This is a genomic window from Mycobacterium sp. 050128 (genome assembly GCF_036409155.1).
Lineage (GTDB): Bacteria > Actinomycetota > Actinomycetes > Mycobacteriales > Mycobacteriaceae > Mycobacterium.
This window is the reverse complement of record NZ_JAZGLW010000001.1, coordinates 246,656-264,814: the sequence shown is the minus strand read 5'-3', so window position 1 is coordinate 264,814 and position 18,159 is coordinate 246,656. Positions and strand designations below refer to the sequence as shown.

17 protein-coding genes are annotated in these 18,159 nt (G+C 68.0%); 8 read left to right on the top strand and 9 right to left on the bottom strand.

Features of this window, described 5'->3' with window-relative positions:
* Positions 1 to 155: 155 nt before the first annotated feature.
* Both SKC41_RS01325 and SKC41_RS01320 read right to left on the bottom strand, forming a co-directional pair.
* A complete protein-coding gene (locus tag SKC41_RS01325) occupies positions 156 to 1,343 on the bottom strand; it encodes a CoA transferase (RefSeq protein WP_330975970.1) in 1,188 nt (395 codons plus the stop codon).
* Positions 1,344 to 1,357: 14 nt separating this feature from the next.
* Positions 1,358 to 2,284, bottom strand: coding sequence for a class I SAM-dependent methyltransferase (locus SKC41_RS01320; protein WP_330975969.1), 927 nt, complete (start codon positions 2,282 to 2,284; stop codon positions 1,358 to 1,360).
* 129 nt (positions 2,285 to 2,413) lie between these two features.
* Between SKC41_RS01320 and SKC41_RS01315 the strand changes: the two genes are divergently transcribed.
* Positions 2,414 to 4,075: an AMP-binding protein gene (locus SKC41_RS01315; protein ID WP_330975968.1), complete on the top strand. Its 1,662-nt coding sequence runs from the start codon at positions 2,414 to 2,416 to the stop codon at positions 4,073 to 4,075.
* A 71-nt stretch (positions 4,076 to 4,146) separates the two neighbouring features.
* Here SKC41_RS01315 and SKC41_RS01310 read toward each other — a convergent pair whose 3' ends face one another.
* Positions 4,147 to 4,878, bottom strand: coding sequence for a TIGR03089 family protein (locus tag SKC41_RS01310; RefSeq protein WP_330975967.1), 732 nt, complete (start codon positions 4,876 to 4,878; stop codon positions 4,147 to 4,149).
* Positions 4,866 to 6,332: an LCP family protein gene (locus SKC41_RS01305; protein ID WP_442931509.1), complete on the bottom strand. Its 1,467-nt coding sequence runs from the start codon at positions 6,330 to 6,332 to the stop codon at positions 4,866 to 4,868. The genes SKC41_RS01310 and SKC41_RS01305 overlap by 13 nt, the downstream gene beginning before the upstream one ends.
* An 84-nt stretch (positions 6,333 to 6,416) precedes the next feature.
* On the opposite strand from SKC41_RS01305, the gene rfbD reads away from it, so the two are divergent.
* The 3 genes from rfbD to SKC41_RS01290 are packed head-to-tail and all read left to right on the top strand — an operon-like array spanning position 6,417 to position 9,310.
* Positions 6,417 to 7,340, top strand: coding sequence for a dTDP-4-dehydrorhamnose reductase (gene rfbD, locus SKC41_RS01300; RefSeq protein ID WP_330975965.1), 924 nt, complete (start codon positions 6,417 to 6,419; stop codon positions 7,338 to 7,340).
* Positions 7,333 to 8,229, top strand: a complete 897-nt coding sequence (locus SKC41_RS01295) for a glycosyltransferase family 2 protein (protein WP_330975964.1) — start codon at positions 7,333 to 7,335, stop codon at positions 8,227 to 8,229. The genes rfbD and SKC41_RS01295 overlap by 8 nt, the downstream gene beginning before the upstream one ends.
* Before the next feature lies 1 nt (position 8,230).
* The gene (locus SKC41_RS01290) at positions 8,231 to 9,310 is read left to right on the top strand and encodes an NDP-sugar synthase (RefSeq protein ID WP_330975963.1); all 1,080 of its coding nucleotides are present in this window, start codon (positions 8,231 to 8,233) and stop codon (positions 9,308 to 9,310) included.
* 16 nt (positions 9,311 to 9,326) lie between these two features.
* Here SKC41_RS01290 and SKC41_RS01285 read toward each other — a convergent pair whose 3' ends face one another.
* The 4 genes from SKC41_RS01285 to cofD are packed head-to-tail and all read right to left on the bottom strand — an operon-like array spanning position 9,327 to position 13,819.
* Positions 9,327 to 9,863, bottom strand: a complete 537-nt coding sequence (locus SKC41_RS01285) for an NUDIX hydrolase (protein WP_330975962.1) — start codon at positions 9,861 to 9,863, stop codon at positions 9,327 to 9,329.
* Positions 9,860 to 11,449: a class I SAM-dependent methyltransferase gene (locus SKC41_RS01280; protein ID WP_330975961.1), complete on the bottom strand. Its 1,590-nt coding sequence runs from the start codon at positions 11,447 to 11,449 to the stop codon at positions 9,860 to 9,862. The genes SKC41_RS01285 and SKC41_RS01280 overlap by 4 nt, the downstream gene beginning before the upstream one ends.
* Before the next feature lie 10 nt (positions 11,450 to 11,459).
* Positions 11,460 to 12,821 carry a coenzyme F420-0:L-glutamate ligase gene (locus tag SKC41_RS01275; protein ID WP_330975960.1) on the bottom strand — a complete coding sequence of 454 codons (1,362 nt, stop codon included), beginning with the start codon at positions 12,819 to 12,821 and terminating at the stop codon, positions 11,460 to 11,462.
* On the bottom strand, positions 12,818 to 13,819 hold the full coding sequence (cofD, locus tag SKC41_RS01270) for a 2-phospho-L-lactate transferase (RefSeq protein ID WP_330975959.1): 1,002 nt from the start codon (positions 13,817 to 13,819) through the stop codon (positions 12,818 to 12,820). The genes SKC41_RS01275 and cofD overlap by 4 nt, the downstream gene beginning before the upstream one ends.
* Before the next feature lie 291 nt (positions 13,820 to 14,110).
* Here cofD and SKC41_RS01265 point away from each other — a divergent pair, with 291 nt between their 5' ends.
* Positions 14,111 to 14,482, top strand: a complete 372-nt coding sequence (locus SKC41_RS01265) for a WhiB family transcriptional regulator (protein WP_330975958.1) — start codon at positions 14,111 to 14,113, stop codon at positions 14,480 to 14,482.
* An 18-nt stretch (positions 14,483 to 14,500) separates the two neighbouring features.
* Here the strand turns inward: SKC41_RS01265 and SKC41_RS01260 are convergent, their stop codons facing one another.
* Entirely contained in the window at positions 14,501 to 14,923 is a 423-nt protein-coding gene (locus SKC41_RS01260; RefSeq protein WP_330978715.1) for a metallopeptidase family protein, read from the bottom strand.
* A gap of 173 nt (positions 14,924 to 15,096) precedes the next feature.
* On the opposite strand from SKC41_RS01260, the gene SKC41_RS01255 reads away from it, so the two are divergent.
* The 3 genes from SKC41_RS01255 to SKC41_RS01245 all read left to right on the top strand — a co-directional run bounded on the left by SKC41_RS01255 (position 15,097) and on the right by SKC41_RS01245 (position 18,152).
* Complete coding sequence (locus SKC41_RS01255) at positions 15,097 to 15,579, top strand: DUF3499 domain-containing protein (RefSeq protein WP_330975957.1); 483 nt, start codon at positions 15,097 to 15,099, stop codon at positions 15,577 to 15,579.
* A gap of 66 nt (positions 15,580 to 15,645) precedes the next feature.
* Positions 15,646 to 17,043, top strand: coding sequence for a phosphomannomutase/phosphoglucomutase (locus SKC41_RS01250; protein WP_330975956.1), 1,398 nt, complete (start codon positions 15,646 to 15,648; stop codon positions 17,041 to 17,043).
* The gene (locus SKC41_RS01245) at positions 17,040 to 18,152 is read left to right on the top strand and encodes a TobH protein (RefSeq protein WP_330975955.1); all 1,113 of its coding nucleotides are present in this window, start codon (positions 17,040 to 17,042) and stop codon (positions 18,150 to 18,152) included. Before SKC41_RS01250 ends, SKC41_RS01245 begins: the two co-directional genes overlap by 4 nt.
* Positions 18,153 to 18,159 lie beyond the last annotated feature (7 nt).

Below are 18,159 nucleotides of genomic sequence, written 5' to 3'. Positions count from 1 at the left end.
CGCCTGCGGCTAGTTCGTGTGAGGAAGCTTTCCGCGACCGCCTGATCACGGGGATAAACGCCCACGGATTCATCGACAACTCAAAGAAACCCAGGTGTCCCTGCTTTGACAACAAGTCGTTTCATCGGCGATTCAAAGAAAGCCGGTGCGCGAAATCAGGACTCGGCCAGAAACATGTCGTTGTGCTGGCCCGCAGCGGGTGGGGGATCGGTGGCTGCCGCATCGAAGCTGGAGTAGCGGGCCGGAGTGCGGATCACCGTGATTTCATCGGCACCACTGCCGACCGTTAGCGCGAGTTCGTTTTCGGCGAATAGCGGGGTGCCGACGACTTGCTTCCAGGTGTAGGCCAGGCAGGCCATCAAGCCGCCTTCTTGCAGCAGCTCAACCCATTCGGCGGCGGTCTTGGCGGCCAGCGCCGACTCGAGTTCCTCGGTCAACTCGGGGTAGTTCATCGCACGGGACCGCTGGTCGATGAACCGTTCGTCTTCCAACATGTCGGGCCGGCCGATGATCTCGCACAGCTTCGCCCAGTGCTTGGGCACGTACGCGCTGATCACCAGGTACCCATCCGCGGCCTTGAAGGCATCCGACGGCTGGGTGGCGAAGCCAACACCCTTGCGCTTCTTGGTAGTTGGCGCCGGGTCCGGCTTCGGCTTGGGCGCCTCGGCAGGCTTGTTCAGGTGAATCGTGAGCTGGCTGGCCTGCAGGCCCACCGCGACGTCGTACATTGCGACCCGGACCACATCGGCCACACCATGGCGCTCGCGGTTGAGCAGCGCGGCCAGCACCGCCTGCGCCAGCACGTGGCCGCTGGCCGCGTCGACGAGCTGGAACGGAATGATCTGTGGTTTGCCGCTCGGCGTGGGCATTCCGGTGGTCATGCCCGACTCGGCGGCGACCATCAGGTCGACGCCCGGCCGGTTGCCCTCCGGGCCGTTGCCGCCGTAGGCGGACAAACGCGCGTAGATGAGCTTCGGGTTGCGCGCCTGTAACTCATTGGGGCCCAGCCCCATACGCTCCATCACCCCGGGCCGGAAACCCTCGAGCACGACGTCGGCGGTGTCGACCAGCCGCAAGATCTGTTGTTTGGCTTCGTCTTTGGTCAGGTCCACCGCGACCGACTTCTTGCCCCGGTTGTGGGGCCAGAACAGCGTGGGCAGCGGCGGCCGGCCGGGCAGCACCGCGACGATCTGCCGGGCCGCTTCGCCGTGGGGCGCCTCGACCTTGATCACCTCGGCACCGAGGTCGGCCATGATCTGTCCAGCTAGCGGGCCGGCGATGTTCTGCGTGAAATCGAGAACCCGGTATCCGTCAAGTGGCTTGGGCGGCTGGCTGTTTGGCATAATGGAGCCTTCCTTTACCCTGCCTGGTGCAAAACTGCGGTGCAGTAGTAATTCTTGGCGAACGGGGCGTCGTCACCATCGGGCTGCTGCGGTAATCCGTTGTCGGCCAACAATTGATTCAGCGGGGTGCTGACCGGATGCCAGCCGCGATCGGCCAGATACGTGGCCGCATCGCTGCGCTCACCCGGGAAGCCCAGATCGTCGAGCACGACGTCGAGCCCGTGATCGCGCCACCGCTGGCTGGCGCCGTTCAACGCGTTCTGATTGCAGCCGGTATTCAGAAACACCTCGGCCACCAGCCGGCTGCCGTCGGCGGACAGCGCGGTGATGTTGTCCAGCAAGCGATCCTGGGCGTCGGGTGGCAGGAAGCCGAGTAGGCCCTCTGCAGCCCACGCGGCGGGTTGGCCGGTATCGAACCCGGCCCGCGTCAGCGCTGACGGCCAATCGTGGCGCAGGTCGACCGCGACGGCCCGGAGCTCGGCGGTGGGCTTGGCACCGAGCGCTTCGATCGTGGTGGTCTTGAACTCGATGACTTCCGGCTGATCGATCTCGAACACCGTCGTTCCCGGGGCCCAGGGCAGTCGGTATCCGCGCGCGTCCAGGCCGGAGGCCAGGATCACGACTTGGCGGATGCCCGCGGCGGCTTCGTCTTTCTGGGCGTCGGCGAAGAACGCATCGATGTAGCGGGTGCGCGCCGCCAGCAGGTCGGTCATGCGCTGCATGCCCCATGGTGCACCGGGCTCGTCGACCTCGGCCGCGTCGATCTCGGCGTTGGCCCACCGGGTGAAGAAGTCGACGCCGACGGCGCGCACCAGCGGCTCGGCGAACCGGTCGTCGATCAGCTCGTCCCTGGTGGCCCGGGCCCGTCCGGCGGCCACCATGGTGGCGGTGGCTCCCACACTCGTCGCCAGGTCCCAGGTGTCGTCGTCGCTGCGTGCCACGGATGCGCCTTTCTCTCGAACCACTGGTTAGACACAATAACTACGAGCGCGGCGGCGGTGACCAAAGACCTCGGGCGCGGTGGCATTGCGCCCTTATCGACGAGCTGTGGCCGCGCGCAATATCGATGAGTGCAGACGTTGGCGGGATGGTTGCGGCGCCTCGGCCTTGAAGGCTGGTCACTACTTCTTTTTGCGAAGTCCGGGGGGTTGCACCCGATCCGCGGCCGTCGCGTATTCGCGGTGCTGGCGGCGCTGAACCGCTACGGGCTGTTGGGTGCGGCGACGGTGATCGCCGCGGGCCGAGATTGCCATGGGGTGGCGCTGATCGACGAGCGGGGTGCGCTGACCTTCGGCGAGCTGAATGAGCGGACCAATGCGTTGGCCAACGAGTGGCGCGGGCGCGGACTCGGCCCGGGCGCCAACGTGGCGATCTTGGCCGCCAACCACAGAGGTTTTCTCGAAGCGGTCTACGGCGCAGCCAAGTGCGGAGCCGGGGTGGTTCTGCTCAACACCGGATTTGGCGAGCAGCAACTGGCCGACATGGTCAGCCGCGAGGACATCGATCTGCTTGTCTATGACGACGAGTACGGCCCGATCGTCGCTGACGTCCAACCGCGGCTGGGGCGCATCCGGGCCTGGGCACATGCGCCGGGTACCGACACTCTCGATGCGCTGATCGAGCATGGCGATACCTCGGCGCCACCCGCGTCCGGTGGTAGACCCAAGATCGTCATTTCGACCAGCGGGACGACCGGCGCCCCGAAGGGGGCCGCGCGCTCCGAGCCGTACTCGTTGATACCGGTGGGGGCGTTGCTCGGCAAGGCGCCGTTCAGGGGCCGAGAAGTCACCGAATGTTGTGTGCCACTGTTTCATTCGCTGGGGTTCAGCCACGCGATGTTCGGGATGGTGCTGGGCTCGACGTTGGTGCTGCGCCGCCACTTCGATCCCGAGCGGGCCGTGGCGAGCGTGGCCGCACATCGTGCCAGCGCCTTGATCGTGGTGCCGATCATGCTGCGGCGCATCCTGGACCTGGGCCCGCAAGCGCTGGCCGACCGCGATTTGTCGAACCTACGCATTGTGTTCGTCGGTGGGTCCCAGCTGGGTGCCGCGCTGGCGACCCGCGCGGCCGAAGAGTTGGGACCCGTCGTCTACAACATGTACGGGACCACCGAAGTCGCCTACGCCACCATCGCCACGCCTGCGGATCTGGTTGTCGAGCCGGGATGCGTCGGTCGAGTCGTGCCTGGATCGGTCGTCAAGGTGTTCGCCGACGCCGACCACGAGGCGCCGACCGGGACCCCCGGCCGGATCTTCGTCGGCAACGTGCTGGCGTTCGAGGGATACACCGGCGGTGGCACCAGGGACTCGATCCAGGGCCTGATAGCTACCGGTGACGTGGGCCATTTCGATGGCGACGGCAGGTTGTTCATCGATGGCCGCGACGACGAGATGATCGTGTCCGGGGGTGAGAACGTATACCCGGGCGAGGTCGAAGAGGCACTCGCGCAGCATCCGGATATCGCCGACGTCGCGGTGATCGGCGTCGACGATGAGGAGTTCGGCCAGCGCCTGCGCGCCTACATCGTGCTGCGCCCGGGCGCGTCGCTGACCGAGCGCGATGTCCAGGAATATATCCGAAACCGGTTGGCGCGCTTCAAGATTCCGCGTGATGTGCTGTTCGTCGACGAGCTGCCCCGCAACGCGGGCGGAAAGGTGCTGAAACGGATGCTCAACACGCGGCCTAGCCGGCCGAAAGACCCTCGGCCCATTGAATCAGTCCCTCGACGTTGAGCTGCGGTTGAATTCCCGCGGTTCCGGCCAGGCCAGGCGAGGCGGCCGCCGCGAGAAACCTCGCGATGTCATCAGAGAACGCGGGTGACCTTCTCGGTCTCGACGCGGCGCTGCAGCGCCGCCGGATCCGGGTTGGCCACCTGGACCAACGAGGCGCCGACGGACATGATCGCCAGCAGGCCGTCGACCAATTCGGCCGGGCCCGGCCACGAGGCGGTGGAAAGCACCCGATCCTTGGCCGTCAAACCCCTTGCCGCCGCCGAGCTTTCACAGTCGGCCAGGACTTCTTCGACGGAACGGCCGGCCAGTGCGGGGCCGGGATGGCGTTCGGCGACGATCTGGTCGCCATGCACCCGCACCGCGGTGGCGTAGTCGGTGACGCCGATCGGCAGATCGGATCCCCCCAGGTTTGCGGGACGACCGAATGGATCCAGCGACAACACCGCGACCTCGCCGCCGGGCTCGACCGTCGCGTCGGCCTCGTCGAGCCGTTCGATGGTGCACAGCGCCAGGTCGGCCGGCCCGTCGAGAACCGCCTCGGCGCCGATCCACCACACCCCGAAGAGGACCGCCGCGGTCTGCCAATGCGCGGGCAACAAGATCGCCACCCGGCTGTCCGGGCCCGCGCCCAACTCGTCGCGTAATAGGTTGCCGGTCTTGGCCGCCCAGTTGGCCAGGGTCACCGCGGACAACTCGATGCGCTCGCTGGTCGCGTCGTCGTAATAGGTAATGCGCGGACCGACCGGGTCGGCGGCCAGCATCGGATCGAGGATCGCCCCGGATAGCGTGGTCAGTTGATGCACTCCGGCTTGTCGCTGCCGGCCGTCAGGATCGGGGAAGGCGCAGGAACATTCGGATCGGTGGCCGACTGGTTGGTCACCCGTGCCGGTGCTGTCGTGCCACCGGACAGGCCCGAGCCCGGTCCGGTGTAGTCGTTGGCCAGCACCACCCGGACCGATCCCGGCGCCAGTGACGCATCGGGGACGACGGGCAACCCGCCCAGTTCCTTGGAGACTTCCTGGGCTCCCATGTCGTCGGACTTGTTGGCGCGCACCTGGCTGGATTTGACGTGGCTGCCGTCGTTGTTGCCCGCTGCGCCTGTGGTAAATCCCTTGGAGCTCAACACATCTGACACCGCGGCCGCCAGTCCGTTGATGTCGGTGTCGTTGACGACGGTGGCGGTGGTCTTGGCGGGTGTGTAGGCCAGTTGCTCGGTTTTGCCCTGATCCTGGTCGTGCAACAGGCTGGCGACCCAGTCCTGAACCTGGTGCGGGTCGACGCGGACCACGCTCTGCATGCCGTCGTCGCTCCAGCCGGCCCCGTCGAGCACCGGGATGGTGGCGAAGGCGACGTTACCGCCGGCCAGCTTCTGCAGCTGCTGGACGAAATCCATCACATCCCAACCCTGGGAGATCACCACCGAGCGCTGCACCGCGGCCTCCAGCTTTTTCAGCGTGCCGGGGCTCGACAACGTCTGGCCGGAGATCACCCGGTGGGCCAGCGAAGCCATCACGACTTGCTGGCGCACCACCCGGTCGAGGTCACCGCGCGGCAGGTCGTGGCGCTGACGCACGAAGCTGAGCGCCTCTGCGCCGTCCAGCTTTTGTGGACCGGCCGGGAAGTCCGCACCCGAAAGGGGTTCGTATACAGCATCTTTGAGACACACGTTGACGCCGCCGAGCGCTTCGGTGATCAAGGCGAAGCCCAGCAGCCCGATCTCGGCGTAGTGGTCGACGGTGACACCGGTGAGGTCGCCGACGGTCTTGATCAAGGCCTCGCGGCCGGCCTCGGTTCCCTGAGTGGCGGCGTCCTCGGCCGAATCGCCGGCCTTCACTAGGTTGGTCCGCTTGGCTTCCCGGGTTTGGCCGTAGACCCCGTTGATCTTCGTCTTGCCCAGACCGGGCGCCATCACATAGGAGTCGCGCGGTATCGAGATCGCGGTGGCCGACTTCCCGTTGTTCGGTATCCGGACCAGGATGATGGTGTCGGTGTTGGTGGCTTCCTCGTCACCGGCCTTCAGCGTCGCCAGCTCCTCGGGGGTCAACGGGTTGCCGTGCGCGTCGGTGCGGCTATCCAGGCCGACCAGCAGGATGTCGATCGCGCCGTCGTCGCCGCCCTTGCCCAGCGACGGGGCCGACATGTGGAAGATGCCGTCTTCGAATGCCCGGACGTTGTTCCACGCCACGCCGGTGCCGAGAACGACGGCGACGGCTAGCACCGTGGCAACAACACGAACCACACGCTGCACAAGCATCACACTAGGTTACTTGCGACACACCCGCTTCTCGGGTAGCCAGCAGCGGCGTGGCCCGAGCTTTCCCGGACATGCCAGACTCGAACCATGTCGGGCAGGATCGTCGTCACCGGAGCCGGTGGACAGCTGGGCGGGCGTTTGGCGGCCCACGGCACTGAGCAGGGACGCAACGTCCTGGCGCTGACGTCCGCGCAGTGGGACATCACCGACCCGGCCGCCGCGGAGGCGATCGTGACGAGCGGCGACGTCGTTATCAATTGCGCCGCCTACACCGATGTCGACGGCGCCGAGAGCGACCAAGCGCGGGCGTACGCGGTCAATGAGGCCGCGCCGGCGCACATCGCGCGGGCCTGCGCGCGGGTCGGCGCCCGGCTGATCCACGTCTCGACCGACTTCGTTTTTGCCGGTGATTACGCCGATCCCCATCCGTTCGAACCCAGCGACGAGACCACGCCGCGCGGCGTATACGCATGCAGCAAGCGCGCCGGCGAAGTCGCCGTGCTGGCGGCGCTGCCGGAGGCCCAGTGCACCGTGGTCCGCACCGCCTGGGTCTACACCGGCGGCACCGGCAAAGACTTCGTCGCGATCATGCGCAAGCTCGCGGCCGGCGGTGATGCCCAAGGCCCGGTTAAGGTCGTCGACGACCAGGTCGGCTCGCCCACCTACGTCGGCGACGTGGCCGACGCACTGCTGCAGATCGCCGACGACCGCGTGCCCGGGCCGATCCTGCACGCCGCCAACGAGGGCGCCGTCTCGCGATTCGGCCTGGCCCGCGCGGTGTTCGAGGAGTGTGGCGCCGACCCCGAGCGGGTGCACCCGGTGAGCACCGCCGAATTTCCCCGTCCCGCGCCCCGTCCGACCTACTCCGCGTTGTCGAGCCGGGAGTCGGCGGCGGCGGGCATGACGCCGCTGCGGCCCTGGCGCCCTGCGCTTGTCGCGGCGCTGGCCGCGCCCGCCGCCTCGGGGGGGCCGGCTCCAGCCGAACGACCGATAATCTCTACGCGTGACTGACGTCCTGCCGGTCGTGACGGTGACCTATTCGCCGGGCCACCACCTCGAACGTTTTCTGGCTTCGCTGTCGCTGGCCACCGAGCGTCCGGTCAGCGTTCTGATGGCCGACAACGGTTCCACCGATGGCGCGCCCCAGGCGGCGGTGGAGCGCTATCCGAACGTGCGGCTGTTCAGCACCGGGGGCAATCTCGGCTACGGCACCGCGGTCAACCGCGCGATCGAGCACCTGTCCGAGCGCGGGGAGATCGACGACTGGGTGCTGGTGGCCAACCCGGACGTGCAGTGGGGCCCGAACAGCATCGACGCGCTGCTGGAAGCGGCAACCCGCTGGCCGCAGGCCGGCGCGCTGGGCCCGCTGATCCACGACCCCGACGGCTCGGTGTATCCGTCGGCGCGCCACCTGCCCAGCCTGATCCGCGGCGGCATGCACGCGGTGATCGGGCCGTTCTGGAAGCGCAATCCCTGGTCGGCGGCCTACCGCCAGGAGCGGCTCGAGCCCAGCGAACGGCCGGTGGGCTGGCTCTCGGGATCGTGTCTACTGCTGCGCCGATCGGCCTACGGTCAGATCGGCGGATTCGACGAGCGCTACTTCATGTATATGGAGGACGTCGACCTCGGCGACCGGCTCGGCAAGGCCGGCTGGCTCAACGTCTACGTGCCGTCGGCCGAAGTGCTGCACCACAAGGGCCATTCCACCGGGGACGATCCGGCCAGCCACCTCGCCGCCCACCACCGCAGCACCTATATCTTTCTGGCAGATCGGCATACCGGTTGGTGGCTGGCTCCGCTGCGCTGGGTGTTGCGGGCCTCGTTGGCGTTGCGCTCGGCTCTGATGGTCCGCAGCTCGCGCCGGCAGCGTTCGGAGAAGTCGGCAGAAGGGCGACACTGAGTTGGCGATTGCCGGAGTGGATGCGGTGATTCTGGTCGGCGGCAAGGGCACTCGCCTGCGGCCGCTGACGTTGTCGGCGCCCAAGCCGATGCTGCCGACGGCCGGGGTGCCGTTTCTCACCCACATGTTGTCGCGCGTCGCCGCGGCGGGCGTCGAGCACGTCATCCTGAGCACCTCGTACAAGGCCGGGGTGTTCGAAGCGGAGTTCGGTGACGGGTCTGCGCTGGGTCTGGAGATCGACTACGTCACCGAATCCGAGCCGCTGGGGACCGGCGGCGGCATCGCCAACATCGCGGACAAGTTGCGCCACGACACCGCGCTGATCTTCAACGGCGACGTGCTGTCCGGCGCCGATCTCGGCCAGCTGGTGGAGTCGCACCGGGCCAACCAGGCCGACGTGACGCTGCACCTGGTGCGGGTGGGTGATCCGCGTGCCTTCGGTTGCGTGCCGACCGACGAGAACAACCGCGTCTTGGCCTTTCTGGAGAAGACCGAGGATCCCCCGACCGATCAGATCAACGCCGGCACCTACGTCTTCGAGCGCAAGATCATCGACCGGATTCCGCGCGGGCGGCCGGTGTCGGTCGAGCGCGAGGTGTTCCCAGCGTTGTTGTCGGACCCCGACGTGAAGATCTGCGGCTACGTCGACGCCACCTACTGGCGAGACATGGGCACCCCGGACGATTTCGTCCGCGGTTCGTCGGACCTGGTGCGCGGCATCGTCACGTCTCCCGCCCTGCATGGTCATCACGGCGAGAAGCTGGTGCACGAAGGCGCGGCGGTGTCGCCCGGTGCGGTGCTGATCGGTGGCACCGTCGTCGGGCGCGGCGCCGAGATCGGTCCCGGGGTGCGGCTGGACGGCGCGGTGATCTTCGACGGCGTCAAGATCGAGGCGGGCAGCGTGGTCGAGCGCTCGATCGTCGGCTTCGGGGCGCGCATCGGTCCGCGCGCGCTGATCCGCGACGGGGTGATCGGCGACGGCGCCGACATCGGTGCGCGCTGCGAGCTGTTGCGCGGCGCCCGGGTCTGGCCCGGTGTCTCGATTCCCGACGGCGGGATCCGCTACTCCAGCGACGTCTGAGCTTGCATCGTCGGCGCTACAACGCCAGTGCGCGCGAAACCAGGTGTGCGAGCGCGTAATCCGTGCCGGGTGGCAGCGCGTCGGCCGGCCACCACCGCAAGTCGTCGGATTCCTCGCTGATCGCGATCTGGGCACCCGACGGTGCGTGCGCGACGAATTGCAGGTCCAGATGCCGGGTCGGGATACCCAGCGAGCAGGTGACCGGGTGGACGTGAATCGCGGCCAGCTCCGGTGCGATGCGCAGGTCGGGCACGCCGGATTCCTCGACGGCTTCGCGCAGCGCCGCGGTCACGATGTCGGCGTCGTCATCGTCGCAGTGGCCACCGAGCTGGACCCAGCGGCCTAGCCGGGGATGCAGGGTCAGCAGCACCCGGGTGCCGGTGTCGTCGAGCACGATCGCCGACGCCGTGACGTGGCCGGCTTCGCACTCGCGGCGGCAGGCGTCGGGGCGAGCGTGCACGAAGGCCAGCACGGCGTGCCGCAGCGACTCCTGCGTCGGGTCGGGTGCCCGCCAGTCGGCGAGCACCGAGATGGCCGAATCGCGGATGCTCATCGGGCGCCGCGTCTGGCCCGGCGGTCGCGCAGCGTGTGCCATGCCGCTCGGCACTGCGCGACGACATCGGGTGACCAGCCGAGCCCGTCGATCAGGACGTGACGGTCGACGGCGTCGAGTGCCTTCTCGATTTCGTTGGCCTTCAGCAGGAGATCCACATCTGCGGCCAGTTCGGCGCCGGCCAGGGCCGGGGCGGGAATGGGCAGCTGCTCGGCTTCGGTCGGCTCCAGTTCCAAGATGCCACCACCATAACTACGGCCCATGATCTCGGCGAAAGCGAATGTCGCGCTGTTGTGGAACACCGCCGCGAACGCCTTCGGGTCCGCCCGGCTTTCGGCGGGTCCCACCAGCCGCACCCGATGCACGGTGTCGGTGCTGGTCGCCGCGGCGGCGTTGACGGTCAGCCGCGGCGCCAGGTGAATCTGGCGCAGCAGGAACAGATCGGGAACCCACAGCGACGGGGTTCTCCACCACGGCACGCGGATCGAGCACTTATAGCCGAGGTGAACCCCGGCGGCCTCACCGGCATCGATGTGGCTGGTCAGCGCGGGATCGGCGGGCTCCTGCGGGGCGTCGAGCAGCCAGGTCCGCTGCCCGGCCGCGATATCGCTTGCCCGGCAATCGGTGTCGTAGACCAGACCGCACAGCTGGCTGCTGCGCGAGACGAGCGGGACGCAATGCGGTCGCAAGCCCAGCTCGTGGGCTTGTGCGTCGGTGAAGGTGAAGAAGCTGTTGCGGCCGGTCACGATGCCGACGTCGACGTCGGCGACGGCCCCGAGCCGCGTCATCGTGGCGGACTGGTTGAGCGTGCGCAGCAGCCGGATCGCGGCGGGGTCCAAGAAATACTTGGTCCACTTCTCCTTCTCGTGCAGTAGCGCGGGTGCGGCTTCGCCGTCGAGGTCCGCGTGCGCGAGCGCGTCGGCATCGGCGAGATTGATCGTCCGAATTCGCGCGGGCCCCGCACCGGCCACCCCGCAGAACAACACGACTTCCTGCAGGATGCCGTCGAAAACCAGGCGGGCAAATGTGACCAGAGTGATTTCGCGGTAGCGCGCGAGCAGAAATTCGCGCAATTGTGCGGCATAACTGACTTGCAGCAATTCGGCGGGCAATACCAAACCCACCCGCCCGCCGTCGCGCACCATTACCGTGCTCGCGACGACGAAAGGGACCCAGGCATTGGTCAGCCTGCTGGGGCGCAGCCCCTCCCGTCGCATCAGCTCCAGCGCCGGCTCCCGTTGCTCGGACGCCCAATTGCCGAAGCGGATGTAGGGCGGATTGCCCGCCACCGCGTCCCAGCCGGCCGCCTCGATTTCGGCGACCCAGCTGAACAGATTCGCGACGTCGACCGGAGCGAATCGCTGTGCCTTGAGCGCCTCTTGTGGCACGAGTTCCACGCCCCGTACTTGCGCACTGAGCGCGGCCAGCTCGCGCAGGATCCGGCCGTCGCCGCACGAGGGTTCCAGGATCCGGGGTCCGGCCTCGCGCACCCAGCGGGCCAGAAATCGTGCCACCGACGCCGGCGTGTAGTAGCCGCCGCGAACCTTGTCGGCCGATGCGGCCGCCTTGCCCGCGAACGTTTTCACCCGGTCAGTATCACTTGCGGATCAGCAGATCTCCGGGATTCACGGGTCCGCGCAACCCTCCGGGCCCTGCCTCTTCGGAGGCGTAGCCGATCGCGATGCCGCCCAACGGTTCCCAGTCGGCCGGCAGCTCCAGCTCGGCGCGGACCAAATCGGCGGCAAAGATCGTCGAGCCGATCCAGCAGCTGCCCACTCCCCGAACGGCCAGCGCGACCAGCAATGCCTGCACGGCCGCGCCGACCGCGACGGTGAACATGGTGTGCTCGGCATCGGTGCGCTCAGCATCGGAATAGGTGTGGGCGCCCTCGGGCACCAGCATCGGGATGATGACCTCGGGTGCCTCGTAGAGGATCTGGCCGCGCGCCACTCGCCGATCGATCGCGTCGTCCGGCTTTCCGTCGCCGGCCAGGTCGGTGCGCCACTTGTCCTTCATCCGATCGAGCAGCCGGGTCCGGGTGGCCGTGGTACGCAGCCAGACGAACCGCACCGGGCGGGTGTGGTGCGGGGCGGGCGCGGTGAGCGCCTCGGCGACGGCCGCCTCGATCAGCTCCGGTGGCACCGGCTCGGCGCTGAACCGGCGCACCGACCGGCGCAGCAGCTGGGCCTCGCGGCGGCCCATCTCGAGGGCTTCGGCGGTGCCGAGCCAGAACAGATCTTCGGGTCCGGGCCGCAGCAGCTGCCGCGCAGTGGTGCCGTCGTCGACGACGGTCAGCCCGCGCACCACGGCCACCGGCATTGCGGTCAGCTTGCCCTTGACCAGATCCGCAGCGGCGGCCACTTCGTCGGCCACCGCGATCTCGGTGACCACCAACTCGTTGCCGTGCTCGTCGAACGCACCCGAATAGCCATGCAGCACAGCCAATCCCGCCGCGCCGATCGCGGCGTCGATTTGACCGTTGCGCCAGGCCCGGCCCATGGTGTCGGTGATAACCACCGCGACGTCGACGCCGAGCTTCTCACGCAGCGCGGCGCGCAGGGCCGCGGCACTGCCGTCGGGGTCCAGCGGCAGCAGCGCGAGTTCGCTTCGGCCGACGTTGGATCCGTCGACGCCGGCGGCGGCCTGCACCAGCCCGAGCCGGTTCTCGGTGATCAGCGTGCGGCCCTTGCGGGCCAGCACCCGCACCGCCTCGTCATCGACCAGTCTGCGCCGGAGCTCGTCGCGCTCCTCGGGGTCCTCGGGAGCGGCCACCAGCCGGCCCTCGCACTTGGACACCACCTTGCTGGTGACCACGACGACATCGCTGTCGCGCAGCCACGGGGCGGCAGCGGCGACTGCCGCGCCGAGATCGTCGCCGGGGCGGAACTCGGGAAGTCCGGTGACGGGCAGGATCTCGATCGTCGCGGCGGAGCCGTGCTCCCTCGGGGTATCGGTCACGGCGCCACGCCCGCAATGTCCAGTCCGGCCCGAACCATTTCTGCCGTCGCCTTCGGATCGCTCATCAACAGCGGCACCGCGCGCACCGCGACGCCGTCGATTTCTTCTTTGAAGGTTTCCAAGTCGCCGTCGTGCACCAGCCAGCAGTCCAATATCCCGGTGGCAGTGCGCGCGCCGTAATATCGGCCGACCGCTTCGGCGGTGGACTCGACCCCGATCACCTCGAGGCAGGCATCAGCCATGCCGCGCAACGGTTTTCCACCGATGATCGGGGAGTAGCCGACGATCGGTGCGCGAGCCGCCCGCAGTGCGCCGCGGATCCCCGGCACGGCCAGGATCGCGCCGACGCTCACCACCGGATTGGACGGCGCCAGCATGATGATATCGGCGTTGCCGATCGCGTCGACCGCATCAGTTGTGGCACTGGCCGTTTCAGCGCCGACGAACGCGAAGCTGTGGGTTGGCACGTTGGCCCGGTAGCGCACCCACCACTCCTGGAAGTGGATCGCGCGCCGACTGTCGTCGGCCGGATCGGTGATCACCACATGGGTTTCACAACGGTCGTCGCTGGCGGGCACCAACTGTGCGCCGGGTTGCCAGCGGTCGCACAACGCCGTGGTGATCTGCGAGAGCGGGTAGCCGGCGTTGAGCATCTGGGTGCGCACCAGGTGCGTCCCCAAATCGCGGTCGCCGAGTTGAAACCAGTCTGGCTGCATGCCGTAGTGCGCCAATTCCTCTTTGGCGTGCCAGGTTTCGTCGCGATGGCCCCAACCGCGCTCCGGGTCTACGCCTCCACCTAAGGTATACATGCAGGTGTCCAAATCCGGACAAACCCGAACCCCGTGGATCCAGGCATCGTCGCCGATGTTGACGACGGCGGTCAGCTCGTGGTCGGAAGTTTCTCCCCCGGTTGCGAACTGACCCAGCCCGAGTAATTGTTGAACACCCAGTAGGAACCGGGCGCCGCCGACCCCACCGACCAGAACGGTGACCTTCACACCGGACGACAGTACCGGCCGGGGACTTTGGCGAGCGTTTGTGATGGACACGCCGAAGGGCCGAAATAACAGAAACGCCGGAAATTGATCACGAGATGGTATGGAAATACGCCGAAACGCTTGACCCGGCAGATCAACCCGTGTCTAATCACATCAGTGTCATTTCCCGGTTGGCCGGCCGGTTCCGGTGTCGCAGACCGAGATTCGATCACTTGTTCGAATTGTCTGTTACATCAGAACAGCGGGACACAACCACTCTCTCAAAGACCAAGCTGAGGAGGCGTACGACGCATGTCTTACGAGCACCTACGGGGCGTCATGCCAAGCACTGAGCGCGCCACGATCAGCTCCGCGCCGGCGCCGATTGCACGGCCATACTTGACCGTGGTCCCTGATGCGCCAATCGCATTCGAGCCCGAGCCGTTGCCGGAACCCGAACTCACTCCGGACCAATGGCAGGACCGCGCGCTGTGCGCGCAGACCGACCCGGAGGCCTTCTTCCCGGAGAAGGGCGGATCGACTCGCGAAGCCAAGAAGATCTGCCTGGGTTGCGAGGTACGTCATGAATGCCTGGAGTACGCGCTGGCCCATGACGAGCGCTTCGGCATCTGGGGTGGCCTCTCCGAGCGTGAGCGCCGCCGCCTCAAGCGCGGCATCATCTGACCGCTGAACCCGCTTGGGTTATTCGTCGTCGATCGTCGGGTCGATGACAGTCGGTTCGACGTCGAGGTAGATGGCCACCTGCGCCACCAGGATCTCGTGCAGTAAGTCGCCCAGTTCGACGGTGTCTTTAGCGCGTCGTTCGATGGGCTTGCGGAACAAGACAATTCGCGCCCGCGTCGAATTTCCTCGGACGTCGACCCCGGCGGGGATCAAGCGGGCCAGCGCGATCGGTCCATCGGCGACGACCTCGGGCGGCCACTGCACGCTGTCCGGGTCCTTGGCGGCGATGCGCGGAATTTCGTCGACCGCCACGTCGAGTTCCGACACTCGTGATTGCCAGCGCCGCTCGATGGGTTCGTAGGCCTCGAGCACCGCCATGTCGAATCGCTCGGCCCGGCTGCGCCACCCCGGCACCGTCGGCGGCAGCAAAGGACCGCGCATATCGCGCCCGCGCCGAGTTGCCCGGTGCCCAGGCGTTCGGCCCGACGGCCGTCCGTTGCGCGGGAAACTGCGCGAATCACCCACGCGCCGATGGTAACGGTTGGACATCGTGGCACGAACGGATGCGCGTGTCCGGCGCTTCGGTGGCGTTTGTCCACGATAGCCTTTCCGACGTGAACGTTCCCCGTCGCTGCTGCCGGCCAGGGTGCCCGCATTACGCCGTGGCGACCTTGACGTTCGTCTATTCGGACTCGACGGCAGTGGTAGGCCCGCTCGCGACCGCGCGCGAACCGCATTCGTGGGACCTGTGCGTCGGCCACGCCGGCCGCATCACGGCCCCCCGCGGCTGGGATCTCGTGCGCCATGCCGGCCCCCTGAATTCGGAGCCCACGAATCCCGATGAAGACGACTTGGTCGCGCTTGCCGACGCCGTGCGCGAAGGCGGTGCGGCAGCGGCGTCCTTGCCGCACGCCGGCGGCACCGGCATGCCGTTGAACGGCTTCCCCGCGCGAGCGGGAAATGTCTCCGCCGAACCGCATCTGCACCACACCGGAGCCCAGGCCACCGCGCCGAGCAGCCATCTGTTCGCGCCGCCGGATAAACGGTCCGGTCGCCGTCGCGGGCATCTGCGGGTGTTGCCCGATCCGTCCGACTAGGGGACCGCTCGGGCCGATAGGCTGACGCCAAGAGGCAAATCAATCCATGGCGTCAAGGAGGCCCGCATGTCTCGGCCCGCCGCGACTGTCCACCGTGTCATCAAGGCTTATGACATCCGTGGGCTGGTCGGCGAAGAGATCGACGAGTCGCTGGTCGCCGATGTCGGGGCAGCGTTCGCCGCGTTGATGCGCGGCGAGGGCGCGCAACGCGTGGTGATCGGACACGACATGCGCGATAGCTCGCCGTCGCTCGCCGCTGCCTTCGCGGCCGGGGTGACCAACCAGGGCCTGGACGTGGTGCGGATCGGGTTGGCCTCCACCGACCAGCTGTATTTCGCCTCGGGGTCACTCGATTGCCCCGGCGCGATATTCACCGCCAGCCACAACCCCGCCGCTTACAACGGCATCAAGCTCTGCCGGGCCGGCGCGAAACCGGTCGGTGCGGAGACCGGGCTGAAAGTGATCTCCGAACACGTGATCGCCGGAGTCGCCGACTACGACGGGAAGCCGGGGACCAGCACCGACCGCGATGTGCTCTCCGACTACGGCGAGTTCCTGCGGTCCCTGGTGGCGACGTCCGGCTTACGGCCGCTGCGGGTGGCGGTCGACGCCGGCAACGGCATGGCCGGTCATACCGCACCGTCGGTGCTCGGCCCGATCGACTCGATCACGTTGTTGCCGTTGTATTTCGAGCTCGACGGGTCGTTTCCGAATCACGAGGCCAACCCGCTGGACGCGGCTAACCTGCTGGATCTGCAGTTCTACGTCCGCGAAACCGGCGCCGACATCGGATTGGCCTTCGACGGCGACGCCGACCGGTGCTTCGTGATCGACGAGCGCGGGATGCCGGTTTCTCCGTCGACGGTGACGAGCCTGGTTGCCGCGCGCGAGATCGGCCGGGAAATCGGCGCCACCGTCATCCACAATCTGATCACGTCGCGGGCGGTGCCCGAGCTGGTCGCCGAGCGCGGCGGTACTCCGTTGCGCTCGCGGGTCGGACACTCCTATATCAAGGCGCTGATGGCCGAAACCGGTGCGATCTTCGGCGGCGAGCATTCCGCGCACTATTACTTCCGTGATTTCTGGGGCGCCGACTCAGGGATGCTGGCCGCGCTGTATGTACTGGCCGCGCTCGGCGAGCAGGACCGGCCGCTGTCCGAGCTGACCGCGGACTATCAGCGTTACGAGGCGTCCGGTGAGATCAATTTCAAGGTGGCCGACGCCGCGCAGTGCGTGGACGCCGTGTTGAAGTCGTTCGGCAGCCGGATCCACTCCATCGACCACATGGACGGGGTGACGGTGGATCTGGGCGACGGCAGCTGGTTCAACCTGCGCACCTCCAACACCGAGCCGTTGTTGCGACTGAACGCGGAGGGCCGCACCACCGAGGACGTCGAGGCGATGGTCGCCGAGATCAGCGCCGGAATCGCCGGCCAGGTGCAGCGCAATGAGAGTGTGCCGTGAACGTCACCCGGGCGATCGATCTCGAAGACACCGACGGCCTGATCGCCGCCGACCGGCGGGGCCTGTTGCGGTCCGCCTCCTCGGCCGGTGCGCAGGTGCGCGCCATTGCCGCCGCGGTCGAGGAAGGTGAGCTGGACTCGCTGCGCACCGGCGACCGGCCACGCAGCGTGATCTGGGTGGCCGGGCAGGGCACCGCCGAGACGGCCGGGGCGATGCTGGCCGCGACGCAGGGCGGCGCGGCGTCCGCGCCGATCGCAATCGTCGGGGAGGCCCCGCCGTGGATAGGCCCGCTCGACGTGCTGATCGTCGCCGGCGACGACCCCGGCGACCCGGCTCTCGTCGGAGCCGCCGCGACCGGGGTGCGCCGCGGTGCGCGAATTGCCGTCGTCGCGCCGTACGAAGGTCCGCTGCGCGACACCACGGCCGGCCGCGCCGCGGTGCTCGCCCCACGGTTGCGGTTTCCCGACGAGTTCGGCCTGTGCCGGTACCTGGCCGCCGGCTTGGCGACGCTGCATACCGTGGACCCGCGACTGGACATCGATCTGCCGGCGCTCGCCGACGAGCTGGACGCCGAAGCGCTGCGCAACAGCGCGAGCCGTGACGTATTCACCAACCCGGCCAAGATCATCGCCGCGCGCTTGTCGCACCACCCGGTGGCACTGGCAGGTGACTCTCCCGCGACGCTGGCGCTGGCCCGGCATGGCAGTTCGCAGCTACTGCGGATCGCGCACCAGGTGGTCGCCGCCACCGGGCTGGCCGATGCGGTGGTGGCGCTGCGCGAGCCCGTCCATTTCGGTGATGGCCCCCCGTCGGTGGATGCGCTCTTTCACGACGAACAAATCGACGGGCCGCTGCCCGAGCGGATGCGGGTGCTGGCGTTCACGCTGGCCGGCGACCGGACAGTGTTGGCCGCTCGGGTGGCCGGGCTGGACGAGGTGTACCTGATCGCGGCGCACGACGTGCCCGAAGCACCCGGCGGCGTGGGCGGGTCCGGCGGCCTGGTCGGGGCGGTGGCCCCGGGAGGCGCGGCCCGCCCCGAACAGCAACTGGCAGTATTGGCCGTTCGGCTGGAGATGGCTGCCGTTTACTTACGACTGGTGCGGGGATAGATAGACA

Excerpts from the sequence above, each read along its gene's own strand:
- SKC41_RS01250 (WP_330975956.1), top strand. The coding sequence starts at position 15,646 with ATGTCTCGGCCCGCCGCGACTGTCCACCGTGTCATCAAGGCTTATGAC.
- SKC41_RS01285 (WP_330975962.1), bottom strand. The coding sequence starts at position 9,863 with ATGAGCATCCGCGATTCGGCCATCTCGGTGCTCGCCGACTGGCGGGCA.
- SKC41_RS01325 (WP_330975970.1), bottom strand. The coding sequence starts at position 1,343 with ATGCCAAACAGCCAGCCGCCCAAGCCACTTGACGGATACCGGGTTCTC.
- SKC41_RS01260 (WP_330978715.1), bottom strand. The coding sequence starts at position 14,923 with ATGCGCGGTCCTTTGCTGCCGCCGACGGTGCCGGGGTGGCGCAGCCGG.
- rfbD (WP_330975965.1), top strand. The coding sequence starts at position 6,417 with ATGTCGGGCAGGATCGTCGTCACCGGAGCCGGTGGACAGCTGGGCGGG.
- SKC41_RS01265 (WP_330975958.1), top strand. The coding sequence starts at position 14,111 with ATGTCTTACGAGCACCTACGGGGCGTCATGCCAAGCACTGAGCGCGCC.